Source organism: Adhaeribacter sp., from assembly GCF_057359045.1.
The window spans coordinates 14,675-28,883 of the sequence record NZ_JBMQUD010000004.1 but is presented as its reverse complement, the minus strand read 5'-3'; the positions used below and the strand labels follow the sequence as shown (position 1 = coordinate 28,883).

The following is a 14,209-nucleotide window of genomic DNA, read 5'->3' as shown; positions in this document are numbered from 1 at the left end:
CTAGGTAATAAGAGGTGGATGGCTGGGCGCGTTTTTTTGTTTTATTTTATAAAAAATCAAGGGCGCCATGGTTATCCAGAATAGAACCAACAGCCAAACCCGTCCCGCTAAAATATTGTAGTCGTGCAGGAGGGCCGGCCAGGGCTGACCAAAAACATAATGCCCAAAACCAAATTCAAATAATATGGTAAGTACAAGCCAGGAGCAACCAACCAAAATTGCCTGCTTGTCCGAATTAAATGGCCACCGCAGGTTTACGTACCAGATATAGCCACCAAATAAAATAATGCCGGTTAGGGTAGAAACCTGGTGAGTTGCCAAATCGGGCAAATATCTGGTAAGAAAAATTATCCTGAAGGTTCCGTTTAGCACCCCTAAAAGCGGCAGAAAGAGCCAAAGTATAAAGTAGCGGATAGGTATCATTATTCCCAAAAATTAAGGTTGATGTAAGCTAGCAACTTGTGTTTGTAAGGGGATAGTGGATTGGTGAAAGCCAGATTTTAAATTTTTAAGCAGTACCAGGCTCCCGATAAAACCGCCCACCATTACAAACACATAAAAAAACATCAGCGGGTCCCAACCGGTATGCAGGTCTGATAAGGCAATTAAAGTGGTTGACACCGTTAAAACCAATCCGTAGGTAAAGGCTTTAACCAGCATAATGATGCCCAGCACGTAGCCCCAGGGGTGTTTTTTCCAGAGCAAAATAGCCGCTAAAGCCGTATTGGGAACCACAATGGCTAAATCCAGGGCAAAAATCAAGCTGGGCGCCTGTGGTAAGTTTCCGGTAAAAACAAAACCCAGGCATTGCATTATCTCAAAAATACCTAAAGGCAGCGAGATAAAAAGTAAATACCCACTGAGCCATTTGCGGGGTGTTTCGGGCCGGAACTGCTTACCCAGGCCACGCACATCCAACGCCGAAAGCCCCAATATTAAGGCATAACCCGATAAAGAAAATAGGGCTACATAAAGCAGAAAGAAGGCATTAAAGGCGGCCCCGAACAGGTAAAAGGCATAGTTATAAAATAAGTAGCCCAGCAGCCCCATCCATACCAGGTAAGCCCGTTGGGAACCGGTGCGGGCGAAGAGTAATGCTAATAGCAAAAGCGGAACAACAACTGCTAGGGTTACGATATCGTTGCCGAGCCAGGCCAATTTAAATAACGCCTTATCCCGGTACAAGGCTGGCCAAACCAGCCCCCCGGCCGCTGCCAAGCCAGCCAGCCCTGTACTGATAAGGGTGAGTTGACGGCTAATTTGGAGCGCGTGCATAGCCTAATTAATGATGCTGGGAATAATACTTTTGTACGCGGGGCAGAAGCGTGAACAGGATTATCAGAATTCCCATAATGATAAATTCTGTTTGTAACCAGAAATAATGGGTAAGCATTTCCTGCACAATTATCCAGGTAATCAGGATAATGCCGGTAAAAAGAGAATAAGTCCAGGCCCAGTATTTATTTGTAAAAATATTAAACACATTGGCCCAGTGCCAATTGGGTTTCAGCAGCAAACTGGTAAGAGCAAAAAGGGGCAGTAAGCCATTTAGGATAAACAGCAGCAAGCCCGGCACCAGGTAGCTTTTAAAAGGGGTGTTTTGCAGCCAATCCGGATTAAGCCCCATTAACGAGCCATGGGGTTCCAGGATTAAGGCACCTCCGCCAACCAGGGCATTTAAACTCAGCATCAGGAGGAGAAAGTAAAGAATGTAAAGTTCTGCTGGCCGTGTCATTTTTTTGCTGATTTAAAAGGTTAATAATTAATGCTATTAGGTTAAAGCTAGTATTTACCTTAACCGAATAAAAGGATAATTATCAGCAAGCAAGGTGATTACGGTCAGCTCCACGGGGTCAGTTATAAGCTCCGCCTGCTTTTATAGCCTCTTCTTCTTTTATACATATTGCAAATGAGAAACAGAGGAGAGGCTTTTATAGTGGAAGGATGAGTAGTGAAAGAATGAATTGATAAATAGTTATTACTTAAAGCTTTTATATATTTATAAGAAACTGGTTTTATTGACCAAAATCATCCGGCCAGCTAATGCTAATCATGGCCTTAAAAGAAAAGTAATGTTAATTTTAGTTATAAAAGATTAACGACAAAGGCCTTTTTGCCATTTTTTACTTTCAACGGTCCGACAAAACCCACCTCCGCGGTAACTCCGGAAAACCTGATAAAAGAGCAGCAATAAAAGTACAGGAAACAAAAGCGGATTTTGCCGGTGTAACTATCTCCTAAAATATAGATTAACCAAAAAACTGCGCTTGTTATTATGAAAGGGTTAGAAAACCAAACTCACCTGATTGCCTACCTTATTTCCAATGCAGTAGCCATATTGATGGTCGTATTAGCCTGGAAGTGGCCCCGGGTTGGCCGTTTCGGGTTTCTGCTGCTTTTTGCATGGGCTTGTTGGTTTAACTGGAAAACGGTACTGGCAACACCCCAGGTTTACCTGGATTATGCCGATTTAACTCTGAGTGATCTTTATAAGAAATTTATTACTGGATGGTTCAGTGAACATATTCAACTGGTAATCGGCTTTATCGCAACCGGCCAGGGGTTAATTGCAGTAGCAATGCTGCTGCGGGGTAAGTTGTATACCATTGGTTTAATTGGCGGAATCATTTTTTTGTGTGCCATCATTCCTTTTGGCGTGGGGTCAGCCTTTCCGGCTACTTTAATCATGGCCTTGGCCCTGGTTATTCTAAACAGAGGTAACCCGGATTATTTATGGCGCCGGAACTTACAACATAAGCGCCATAAACCGCTAAACCAAAGGCGCCACCCGGTAATGCATTAAAAAGGTTATGGTAGAAGCCTCCTTGCCTTACTAAGCAGGTGGGCTTTTTAAAGTTTACACCCATGAAATTTGCCTCCGAAATGTAAGCCAAAGTTTTGGAAAAGCCCGGGCAGCCACTGGTTGAGAGCATGTTGCTATTGAAATTTTAATTCAAAGCTGTTAAGAAGAACACTGCCCAATGCAGGATTTAAGTTCATGGTTTAAAATAAGTTAGTTTTTAATAGGTTGTCTTACAAAATTATAATTGTTAGACGTATATAAAAACTATTGTTATTGACTTGGTGCTGATGCTCTATGGGGTAGGCTACCTCTATTATTACAATTATGTAAAGAAATAGCGGCTAGCGTATTGCTCTTTAGAAAAATATTTTAGGCTTGCTTCCCAGATTATGCCAGCTATCACCGCATCCGGGCATCCCGCTCGGCCAGTTGCCGGATGTGCTGTAGCTGGGCACCCGACATGATGCCGTGGATGGGAGGATAAAATACGTTGGCCATCAGCCATTCCGCCCATTTAGGCGATGCTTCCGCCCGTGTTCTGGTAATAAGATGAGTCGCATCGGTACCAATAGGCTCCAGGATAAAAGCCCAGGTCATTTTAAAAGGTCCGCCCATTCGTCGGGTTTACCCCCAAGCACAAATAATTTATTTTCTTCCAGCGCCAGCACCTCAAAAAAACTATCCTGGGCCGGAGTAGCCGAAATTTTTTCGCCCAAGTTCCTTTTTTCCCAGCCGGGCACCCGGTGGTCAATGCTGGGCACCCCCTTGTGGTCGAGCCAGTCGATGCTGTACCAACCGGCCCGGTCGCAGCCCATTTGCATGAGGTAAGGCCAAATTAGCGGCGGGGGCGCTTCTACATTCAGGTGGTGGGTAAGGCCATAGCGGGCATGTGGCAAAAATTCATCACCCGGCAAAATCCTTTCATCATCGGGCAGCGGCAGCTTACCAAGTGTAGCTACTAAATGGTGCATGGCGGCTTCCCGAATCAGGCGCGAGCCGATGCCAATGATTTGGTAATAATTGTTTAGTTTATGCCAGCTATCCTCATCAGTAGAAGTGGTACGGAGTTCCAGGTAAATGGTACTGCCCGCTAAATAGGGCTCAACCGAAATGGCCCAGGCCAGCTTGCCATAACCCGGAGTACTGCCGTAGTACTGAAGGATTTGAAGTCAGCCGGCGCAACTTGGGCAAAAGGAATATTTAAATGCCAGAATTAGACCAACCGACGCCACTACCACCTCCCGGCCCGGAATTTCCTGGACAATCATAAACCCTTTACCGCTGTCCGCTATCTGGTCTACGCCCAATCGGCGGTCTGCCTCGGGTGGCTGCCCCCGCAACCGTTCGGGCAAGGTTCTAATATCAAATAATAAGTGCACCCAAGGAATAGAAGCCATATAGAAGTGCCGAACGGTTTCCCAGGCCACTTCGGGTAAAGCCTTTACAAAAATCCGGTTTACTTCGGTGTGGCGCGGGTTTAGTAACTGCTGCTGAATGGCTCTCATGCAATCCTTGTTTATAAATTAACTAAGGTTTAAACCGGGTAAATAAAAAGGCGAAGTAAAAGAAGCATGCTTTATAAAGGCGGATATTGATGCTTTCGGCGGGAACGTCTGCTGAGTACACCCACTACCAAACCGCAGGCTGCGCCAATAAGAAGATAACGCGATGTATTAAACCGGATAAACCGGGTAGCATGAGGGGTAACCTCAATTATTCCCAAGGGTTTGGCCGATAAGCCACCGCCAAAACCACCCCCATCGCCATTCATTTCGGGGTTAGGAGAATCCGGAGTTTTATCTTTTCTTTTAGATCCGCTACCAAACCCACCGCCAAAGCCAAAAGACACCTGAGCTACTGGAATAATAGTCTTACCCTGACTTTCAATGGGTTCTCCGTAGACTTTCCTGACAGTAGAATTTTGCGTGAAAGTTTCCGCCAAAGAGGAAAAAATTTGCTTTAATTGGGATGTGTCCATGGTATTAAAAGTTTAGAATTTCTATTTTAAATCTAAGTAATAAGGTTTGGTCAAATTCGGTCTAAGAGTCTTAACTTCCGGCTGAGGGTTATTAGTAAAGAACTCAGCTATTCTTATTAGAATTTGGCTTTGTAAAAGCTAATAAAAATATTAACAACAGAAAATGGGACTAGTTCGGAAGTATCTAAAGAACAAACAATGCAATAATAATATTCTCTTATTTAAACAAGATATTAATCCTATAAAAGCCGGTTATCAGGGATGGTTCCTGAGTTAACCGGCTTTTAAGTGAGGGTTCTACGGGTCCATTTGTTTCGCCAAGGCTTCTGCTTGCTGGTTTAATTCCTGTTAGTATTCCTCTGCCAATAGGTAAATTGGGGTAACTAACAAGGTGCCATCAAGGGGCGAGACGGGCAGGTTAATGAAATGCACCATTATTATTTCGCCACCTGATTGGTTGACTAAGCCGGCGGCGTAGTGGAGGGCATTGGTGGCATGCTGCGAAAAATCGGTGGGTACGAGAACCGTATTCATGGCAGTTTCAAATGAAAGGATACAAAATAATTAGGAAGCCCGAGGGCTCTGCGATTAACTAATAAATTCACTAGCCAGTTGGATTTGCTTCATCCTTTCTTCGGTCCGGGTTTTATTCTGCACTTCTACTGCTGCTTCCGCTGCCAGGATATTCTTAAGCCCTTTCAAGAGAGCGTCCGGGTTAAAGGAGATGCTGTTAATGCCTTGTTCTACCAGAAAGCGCGCAAATTCCGGAAAATCGCTGGGGGCTTGTCCGCACAATCCTATTTTGGTATTAGTTCTTTTGGCCGACATGATAACCATTCGCATCATGGTTTTGGCTGCCTCGTCCTGCTCATTAAATAAATCACTCACGATAGATGAGTCGCGGTCGATGCCCAAGGTTAACTGAGTTAAGTCGTTAGAGCCAATGGAAAAGCCATCGAAAACCTGGGCAAACTCTTTGGCCAGAATTACGTTGCTGGGGATTTCAGCCATTACATAAACTTCCAGTCCGTTTTCTCCTCGCTTAAGGCCATAATTTTCCATTATGCCTAACACTTGTTTGCCTTCAGCAACGGTGCGGCAAAATGGTATCATCAGCTTAATATTGGTTAACCCCATGTCGTCGCGTACGATTTTCATGGCTTTACATTCCAAACCAAATCCTTCGCGGTAGCGTGGGTTGTAGTACCGCGATGCCCCCCGGAAGCCCAGCATAGGGTTTTCTTCTTCTGGTTCAAAAGCTTTTCCTCCAATCAAATTAGCATACTCGTTGGTTTTAAAATCACTCATCCGCACAATTACGTCTTTGGGGTAAAAAGCTGCACCAATGGTGGCTACTGCCTGGGCCAGCTTTTCTACAAAATAATCTTCTTTGTTTTGGTGGTGATAAGTCAGTTTATCAATCTGGGCTTTTACCGCTTCGTCTTGTAACTCGTGGTAATTTACTAAAGCCATGGGGTGAATCTGAATGCTGTTGTTAATAATAAATTCCAGGCGCATGAGGCCAACGCCATCGTTAGGGTAAGCAGCTAGCTGAAACGCTTTTTCTGGATCGCCCAGGATAAACATAACCTGGGTTTTGGGTTGGCGCAAATCGGTAAAATCGAGTTCCTGCACTTCCCAGTCTAATTTACCGGCGTATACCAGTCCGTTCTGGCCATCGGCGCAAGAAATGGTTAATTCTTGCCCGTTTTGAATTACCTGGGTAGCATTGCCGGTACCCACCACCGCCAGGGCGCCTAACTCCCGGGCAACGATGGCGGCATGGCTGGTACGCCCGCCTTTATTTGTAAGTATGGCCGATACTTTTTTCAGGATAGGGTCCCAGTCCGGATTGGTAATATCCGTAACCAATATTTCGCCGGGTTGCAGTAAGGCGGCTTCCGCCGGTGAATTTAATATTCGGGCAACTCCACTCACAATGCGTTCGCCAATGCCTTTGCCGCTCGCCAGCAATTCACCCGTTTCTTTTAAGCGGTAGCTGTGCATTTTGTAGGATTTCTCTTCCTGGCTGTGCACCGTTTCGGGCCGGGCTTGTACAATAAATATTTGGCCGGTTTCGCCATCTTTGGCCCACTCAATATCCATGGGCCGGCCATAGTGTTCTTCTATTTGCATGGCCCATTGGGCCAGCTGAGTTATTTCGGTATCAGTTAAGACAAATTGTTCTTGTTTGTTTGCGGGAGTGGGAATATTAATAATAGATTGCTCGGGATTATTTTCCGCAGCATAAACCATAGTTTGGGCTTTAGTGCCCATTTTTTTGTTGATAATGGCTTGTTTGCCTTGCTGCAACGTAGGCTTGAACACGTAAAATTCATCCGGGTTAACTGCTCCCTGCACCACATTTTCGCCTAAGCCCCAGCTACCGGTAATTAATACCACGTTGGTAAAACCCGATTCCGGATCAAGGGTAAAGCAAACCCCCGAGCTGGCCAAATCAGAACGTACCATTTTTTGGACCCCCACTGATAAATATACTTTCAGATGGTCGAAGCCATGGTCCTGCCGGTATTTAATGGCCCGGTCGGTAAAAAGTGAGGCATAGCACTTTAAAACTGCCTTTAACACTGCTTCTTCACCCGCAACATTTAAATAAGATTCGTGCTGACCGGCAAAGCTGGCGTTAGGCAAGTCTTCGGCGGTGGCACTGCTCCGGACAGCTACCTGAATAGGTGCCTCGTATTGCGAACAAAGGTTCCGGTAAGCTTCCTTAACAGCCAGCACCAATGCTTCGGGCAAACGGCTTGCCTGGATTATCTTTCGGATTTGGCTGCCTACCTGGTGCAGGTTGCTAAAGTTTTGGTTGTCAAGTTGGGCTAGTTGTTCTTTAATGGCATTTAAAATATTGTTTTCGGCCAGAAAAAGCTGAAAAGCTTCTGCGGTGGTGGCAAAGCCATTTGGCACCTGTATTTGGCTTCCGGTTAAGGTCTGGTACATTTCGCCTAAAGAGGCGTTTTTCCCGCCTACCTGTGGCAGGTGCTGTAAATTAATTTGAGAGAAGGGAAGGATATATGTTTTCATAACAAGAGGTTTAAGAGAAGGATAGCAGATAAAGGAGAGGAGGTCTGACTTGTATCACAATCGACCTATAGCGTGAAATTTCGTCCGGGAAGAAATCTTATAATGTAAGTTTGAATTTATAAAGCAGAAGTTTATTGCCGGTAATGAATTACTAAAAGCGGTAAATAAGTGTGGTATGCCATTTCCTGGGTATAATCCTGGGTAAACAAATGTTGCCAGAAAGTGCGCGGATGATAGCCCATCACCAGCATATCGGCATGGTGACGGCGGCAAAACTGGCTAATGCCTTCTTCTATATGAGCATTGGGTTCGATATAAAAGGTAGCATGCTGATACGGAAATTGTTTGTGCAGCCGATCCAACTCTGCCTGAGCTAATTCCCCTTTATTGGTGCCGGCTTCGGGTATAATATGGAGAAACAAAATCTCAGCTTCGAATAGGCTGGCCAACTTTATGACCGCATGCACATCCAAAAAAGGTTCACCTTTTAAATCGGTGGCAAATACAATTTTACGTAGCGGCTTAAAAGTAGCTTTAGGTGGAATAATCAGGACCGGACAAGTTGCATTTTTAATGACCTCGGCCGCTACCGAACCCACAAAAATTTCTTTCAGACTTTCGGCTCCTTCGTTGCCTATTATTACTAGATCGGCGTTTTCTTCCTGTATTACCTGCGGAATGGTGTCTTTGGTTAAGCCATAACGCAGTTTGGTCTCGTACTGCATTGGCAGATCCCAGTCGGTATTTTCTAAGGTTTTTTTTAATGCTTCCAGTTTCCGCTGTTGGGCATCTTCGTAAGCTAAGTCTTTACTTGGACGGATGTAAGAACTGGGGCCGTAGGAAACAACTTCTGCGGCTGGGGCAAAAATAGAATGAAAGAGAATTAAACGGGCCTCCATTTGTTGGGCCATTTCGTTGGCGTATAAAACGGCATTTTCGGCACCGGCAGAAAAATCGGTGGGACATAAAATTGTTTTCATGGCGGTTGTAAATTAAAGTGGCGAGATTGAATTGAAACAAATTTTCAAAAGTTATTCAACTTTGGTAATGATAAAAATCATAAGATAGAATGATGTTAGTCAATAAGTTAAATAAATAGATGGTTCGTTAGACTTGGTTTATGGTTGTTTTTATCCGTAATCTAAAGGCTCTTTTTTCAATCGAATTCTTTAGAAGAATGCAATATTTTATTTTTAAGTCTTTCTCTTTTATTTTAAACCGTATTCTGGGGAAAGGCTATTAGAAACGTTTACCAAAGTGTTTTTCAGGAATTTACTTGCTTAATGGCCAAAAACAAAAAATCAATCCTAGACCAGTTTTGTTAAACATCTAATACAGGAGAAAAGGGCAAAAAGGAGCATGAATCTAACCTTGGCTTGTACATGTATAACCACCTACTGCCCTGCTGTTCGCTGCTGCCACAAGTGATACACCTTTTTGCGATTTTTCAGATGAAGACGGTAAAAGATTGTGTCCTGCACCAGTAAAAAAGCACCTTGCAGGATAATGGATGCGCCGAACCCCTTCCATAAAGCGGAATAGGCGATATCCGGGTTGTGCCCATGTTGCTGTAATGCAAAGCCACTGGCAATGAAAGTCATATCCAACCCAATGCTGAACAGAATCATTTTTTCAACGTGCCTTTGGTGGTCCATCTGCTGCAGGAGTGTTTGGGGCTGGTTAAACACTTCATTGTGGTGGGCATAGAGGAACCAGGCTACTCCCAAATTCACCAATCCCCAACTACTGTTCATGGCATAGAAATAAGAGAGCAGGTCCACGGTAACGGTGAACATCAATATACCCGCGGCTACAACGTTCAGTCCTGCCCAGATGGCCAGCACGGAGGCATGACTAGTTTTCAGTTGTTTCATACGCTTATCAAAATCCAAAGAAGTTTCTATCTGGGCGTGGTTGGAGTATATTATGCCAAGTAAGATAAAGGACAATAATAAGGGACAGGCCTGTAATAGGAGGGGATTGAGGCTAGGAGTACAGAAGGGAACCATTTCCATTTAGTTCATTAAAAAGAATTAAGGAGAATTTGTTGGATAACAGCGAAAAGAAAAAGGCAGACTTTAAATAATAAAAGTTAAAAATAGAATGTAGGCTACTTTCATTATTTTCAGCAGGTAGGTTGCTGAAAATACTTTACAGGTTTTACAGTTAAATTACGAAATAAAATATTTGGTAACTGGCCTTTATTCATAATCCTTGCAGCAGTACTGTAAACCGCGGTCAGAATAATGAATCAGGCTTACTTTTCCCTTTTGTAATGTTTGGATAGCATATTAAAGGCCGCAAGTGGACCTTTAGTACGCAATGTTTCCGCTACCGCCCAACATTCAATTTTATGCGAGTAAGTAACTGCCGGACTGCTTGGAACATACTTTTTTATGAATTCTATTTTTAAATGATTTTCAGCCACTGAAACCATGGTCTCTAAAGCTATATTCTTTAATTTTTCCTGCGCAAATACCAGCGGCTCCAATCTTGTAAGATACCGACACTTGATATTGCTTTGTGCTTTGCCGAATACTGACCAGTTTTTAACTTTCTGCCAATTGAAAACAGGTAATTATTTTAAGGCCAAGTTACCGCTGCGCTTAAACTTGAAACAGAAGAAGTAATATTTTATCCTGAGCCTGACGGCTATGGTGTTTTCACCAGAGAATGGGCAGAGGTAATAGAATTGGAGGTGTTAACATTACCAATGGCACCAAACGCTATTCGAAGTAGATATACGAAATCGATTCATTATGAATATTACCTATTATATCTAATATACTTTGAAAGCTTCCGCATAAAAATATTTATAGCGCCATTGTAGCCGGAAGAGTTTTTAGAATCTACGGTGCTAAAAACCAGATGTCTGTCTAAAATGTGATAGTGTTAAAAGCTTCGGCTAAAGTTGAAAAGCATTTTTTTAAGCAGGAAAGAAATATTTCCACCATTTTCATTTATAATATTAGCTCCTATCCGAAAAAAGGCTATTTATAAATTTTTCAATATTTCGCTTGAATATTGTATCCATCTCGCAACGGTACCGGCTATTACAGCAGTATGACTTTAAAATTGCTATTTTCTTAGCGTTATTCCCTCAAAACAAGATTTTTGAGCATCTCTATTTCGATAACGTTCTCGCTATTTTATTACCTCTATTTTGCTTAGGCACTTGATTTATTAGGTATTTTAGGTTGCAAAACAAAGGAAATGATTTTAAAACTACTTAAAATCATGAGAGATCCCTTCCGATTAAACCTAATAAAATCTGAATTAGCAATGTAAAAATAAAGTTAACCACAAAATCTTAACACATGAAAATTACCAAAAACCAATGGGTTCCCGAAACCCGGCTAGGAATATTAATTCTTATGCTCCTTTTTCTGTGTTCATCGCAGGTTATAGCTCAAAATATTACCCTGAAAGGAAAGGTAACCAGCGAAAACGGCGAGGCTTTGCCGGGTGTTACTGTTCTGGTAAAAGGAACTACAAACGGAACGGCTACTGGCGCAGACGGTAGTTACACCTTGTCGCTGCCAAGTAGTTCCGGCAACTTGGTTTTTTCTTTTATTGGTTTCCAGACGAAAGAAGTTGCGGTTAACAACCAAACTACACTAAATGTAACCCTCGCGGCCGATGCGAAAGCCCTGGAAGAAGTGGTAGTAGTGGGTTACGGTACGCAAAAGAAAGCAACGTTAACGGGTTCTGTGGCCAGCATTTCTAATAAACAACTGAAGCGCAGCCCCGCACTAAATTTAAGTAATGCCTTAGCGGGGCAACTTCCGGGTGTTATTGCATCAAATCGTTCGGGCGAGCCCGGCAGAGACAATTCGGCTATTTTAATTAGGGGCAGAAGCACCACTGGCGATAATAGCCCCCTGGTGGTAGTAGATGGCATACAAGGGGTTAGCGGCTGGGAGCGGATTAATCCCAATGATATTGAGTCTATCTCGGTTCTGAAAGATGCTTCGGCGGCTATTTACGGAGCCCAGGCGGCCAATGGGGTAATCCTGATTACAACCAAAAGAGGCGCCACCGGCAAGCCCAGTATCAGCTATACTTTTAACCAAGGCGTTAGCCGGCCTACCCGGGTACCCAAAATGGCCAGTTCAGCCGTTTTTGGCGAATTTGTAAATGAATTATTAGTGAAAGATTTACAACCACCCAGGTGGACAGAAGAGGAATTGCAGAAATTTGCCGATGGCAGCGACCCCATTAACTACCCCAGCGTGAACTGGTATGATGAAATTCTGCAAAAAAACACTTTTCAGAGCCAGCACAACCTTGCCCTGCGCGGGGGCAGCGAAAACGTAAAATATTCTGTTTCGGGTTCTTATTCTAATCAGGAAGGCATCTTTAAAAAAGGCATAACCAATTTTAAAGCTTATACCCTGCGGTCTAATGTAGATGCCCAGGTACACAAAAATTTAACCGTGTCTTTTGATGTGAACGCCGGTATTGACGATGGCATGTACCCCAACGCCAGCACCACTACTACCTTTAGCCGGATGCTGGTGGTACCCTGGGTGCCGGTGTATTGGCCCAACGGTTTGCCCTCGGCCGGGATTGAAAGAGGCGATAACCCGGCGGTAATGGTAACTGATGCCACCGGCTACATCAACGACCAGGTGCAGCGGTTTCAGCTAAAAACTTCATTTGATTTTAGTATTCCGGGTGTAGAAGGCTTGGGCGTAGATGGGTATTTTGCCTACACCAATAATGGCACTTTTAACAAAAATTTTCAGAAACCCTGGACGGTTTATGATTATAACAGCACAGCCAATACCTATATTCCGGTTGGCGGGGGCGGTATATTAAACCCGCAGCTCCGCGAATCGTTTAGCCGGGCCAAAAGTTCTTTAATTAACCTGCGCCTTAAATACCAGCGGCAATTTAACCAGCACCATGTAAATGCGTTTGTGGCTACCGAGCAAGAAGAAGCGTATAACAATAACTTTTCGGCTTTTAGAAGAAACTTTATTTCGCCGGCTATTGATCAGTTATTTGCCGGTAGTTTGGCCGGACAGGAAGCATCTGGCTTAGCCTCGGAGCGGGGCCGGAATAATTTCTTTGGACGGTTTGGTTATAACTTCAAAGAAAAATACCTCATTGATGTTAACCTGCGCTACGATGGATCTTCTATTTTCCCGAAAGGCAAGCAGTATGGGTTCTTCCCCGGGGTTTCGGTGGCCTGGCGGCTCTCCGAAGAAAGCTTTATCAAAGACAAATTTAATTTTCTGGAAGATCTAAAGCTACGGGGTTCGTATGGCAAAATAGGTAACGACCGGGTGGCGGCCTTCCAATTTCTGCAAAACTACATTCTGGGCAACCAGGGCTATAATTTCGGGCAATCTCCCACCCAATCGCTGGGGCTGGTAACCGGCGTTAATCCTAATCCCAATATTACCTGGGAAGTCCTCAAAACATCCAATATTGCCTTAGACGGGTTGTTTTTAGACGGCGCTTTGGGCTTTACCGTTGATGTGTTCCGGCAGGAAAGATCTAATATTTTAGCTACCCGCGATTTAGCCGTACCCTCTTACACCGGGCTTAAATTACCAAACGAAAATATTGGGGTGGTGCAAAATAAAGGTATTGAACTAGAGCTGTCGCATAACAAAACGATAAACCAATTTACTTACCGGATAGGTGGAAATTTTGCTTATGTAAAAAGTAAGGTAAACTATATAAGTGAAGCATCTAACGTACCGGTTTGGCAAAAAGTAGAGGGGCACGTGGTTGGCGCGCAGAATTATTACAAAGCCCTGGGAATAATCAGAACCCAAGCAGAACTGGATGCCATTCCAAAGGTGCAGGGTACAAAAGTGGGCGATTTAAAGTATGAAGATGTGAACGGAGATGGCCTGATTACTTTTCTGGATCAGGTACGTTTAGATCGCACCAATACGCCCGAAATAACTTTTGGTCTGAATGCCGCAATGGATTACAAGAATTTTTCGTTGTTTGCCAACTTTGCCGGCCAGGCCAGGGCGTGGCAATATTTTCACGAGAACGCCCGACTTGCTATTAATACAAGGGAAGAATTGCTCCTGAACCGCTACCGTCCCGGCAGTATGGATTCTAAATACCCTATTTTACCTTTACTCGATACCCGGACAGATGTAAGCGGCCTGAGTTCTACTTTCTGGTTAAGAGATGCCTCTTTTGTGCGGTTAAAAACCCTGGAACTAAGCTACGCCCTGCCCCAAAATCTGTTAACCCGCACCCGGTTATCGGCTATGCGCATTTACCTCAATGGCAATAATTTATTTACCATTGATAAACTTAAAATTTACGACCCCGAAGGAAGCGACGAACGAGGCAATTTTTACCCCCAGAGCAAAATCTACAATTTAGGCATTAACCTTACCATTTAAAGTGAT

At 43.8% G+C, this 14,209-nt stretch carries 13 protein-coding genes; 2 read left to right on the top strand and 11 right to left on the bottom strand.

What is annotated here, in order from left to right:
* From ACO1R6_RS00770 to ACO1R6_RS00760, 3 genes are read right to left on the bottom strand one after another with little or no spacing between them, the layout of a single operon-like run.
* Positions 1–423, bottom strand: coding sequence for a hypothetical protein (locus ACO1R6_RS00770; protein ID WP_486261489.1), 423 nt, complete (start codon positions 421–423; stop codon positions 1–3).
* Positions 424–435: 12 nt separating this feature from the next.
* Positions 436–1,275: a hypothetical protein gene (locus ACO1R6_RS00765; RefSeq protein WP_486261487.1), complete on the bottom strand. Its 840-nt coding sequence runs from the start codon at positions 1,273–1,275 to the stop codon at positions 436–438.
* Positions 1,276–1,282: 7 nt separating this feature from the next.
* The gene (locus ACO1R6_RS00760) at positions 1,283–1,735 is read right to left on the bottom strand and encodes a hypothetical protein (protein WP_486261485.1); all 453 of its coding nucleotides are present in this window, start codon (positions 1,733–1,735) and stop codon (positions 1,283–1,285) included.
* Between the two features lie 540 nt (positions 1,736–2,275).
* On the opposite strand from ACO1R6_RS00760, the gene ACO1R6_RS00755 reads away from it, so the two are divergent.
* A complete protein-coding gene (locus tag ACO1R6_RS00755; RefSeq protein WP_486261483.1) occupies positions 2,276–2,803 on the top strand; it encodes a hypothetical protein in 528 nt (175 codons plus the stop codon).
* Positions 2,804–3,202: 399 nt separating this feature from the next.
* Here the strand turns inward: ACO1R6_RS00755 and ACO1R6_RS00750 are convergent, their stop codons facing one another.
* The 8 genes from ACO1R6_RS00750 to ACO1R6_RS00715 form a co-directional block, all read right to left on the bottom strand.
* Entirely contained in the window at positions 3,203–3,418 is a 216-nt protein-coding gene (locus tag ACO1R6_RS00750; RefSeq protein ID WP_486261481.1) for a hypothetical protein, read from the bottom strand.
* Positions 3,397–3,774, bottom strand: a complete 378-nt coding sequence (locus ACO1R6_RS00745) for a hypothetical protein (RefSeq protein ID WP_486261479.1) — start codon at positions 3,772–3,774, stop codon at positions 3,397–3,399. Before ACO1R6_RS00745 ends, ACO1R6_RS00750 begins: the two co-directional genes overlap by 22 nt.
* 198 nt (positions 3,775–3,972) lie before the next feature.
* Positions 3,973–4,308 (bottom strand): hypothetical protein, encoded by a 336-nt coding sequence (locus ACO1R6_RS00740; protein ID WP_486261477.1) that lies wholly within the window; start codon positions 4,306–4,308, stop codon positions 3,973–3,975.
* Positions 4,309–4,379: 71 nt separating this feature from the next.
* Complete coding sequence (locus ACO1R6_RS00735) at positions 4,380–4,781, bottom strand: spore germination protein GerW family protein (protein ID WP_486261475.1); 402 nt, start codon at positions 4,779–4,781, stop codon at positions 4,380–4,382.
* 348 nt (positions 4,782–5,129) lie between these two features.
* Entirely contained in the window at positions 5,130–5,315 is a 186-nt protein-coding gene (locus tag ACO1R6_RS00730; RefSeq protein ID WP_486261473.1) for a universal stress protein, read from the bottom strand.
* Positions 5,316–5,369: 54 nt separating this feature from the next.
* Entirely contained in the window at positions 5,370–7,823 is a 2,454-nt protein-coding gene (gene ppsA / locus ACO1R6_RS00725; protein ID WP_486261471.1) for a phosphoenolpyruvate synthase, read from the bottom strand.
* 131 nt (positions 7,824–7,954) lie between these two features.
* Complete coding sequence (locus ACO1R6_RS00720) at positions 7,955–8,803, bottom strand: universal stress protein (protein ID WP_486261469.1); 849 nt, start codon at positions 8,801–8,803, stop codon at positions 7,955–7,957.
* A gap of 414 nt (positions 8,804–9,217) precedes the next feature.
* Complete coding sequence (locus ACO1R6_RS00715) at positions 9,218–9,697, bottom strand: DUF6992 family protein (RefSeq protein ID WP_486261467.1); 480 nt, start codon at positions 9,695–9,697, stop codon at positions 9,218–9,220.
* A gap of 1,443 nt (positions 9,698–11,140) precedes the next feature.
* Here ACO1R6_RS00715 and ACO1R6_RS00710 point away from each other — a divergent pair.
* Positions 11,141–14,203, top strand: coding sequence for a SusC/RagA family TonB-linked outer membrane protein (locus tag ACO1R6_RS00710; protein ID WP_486261465.1), 3,063 nt, complete (start codon positions 11,141–11,143; stop codon positions 14,201–14,203).
* Positions 14,204–14,209: the final 6 nt, after the last annotated feature.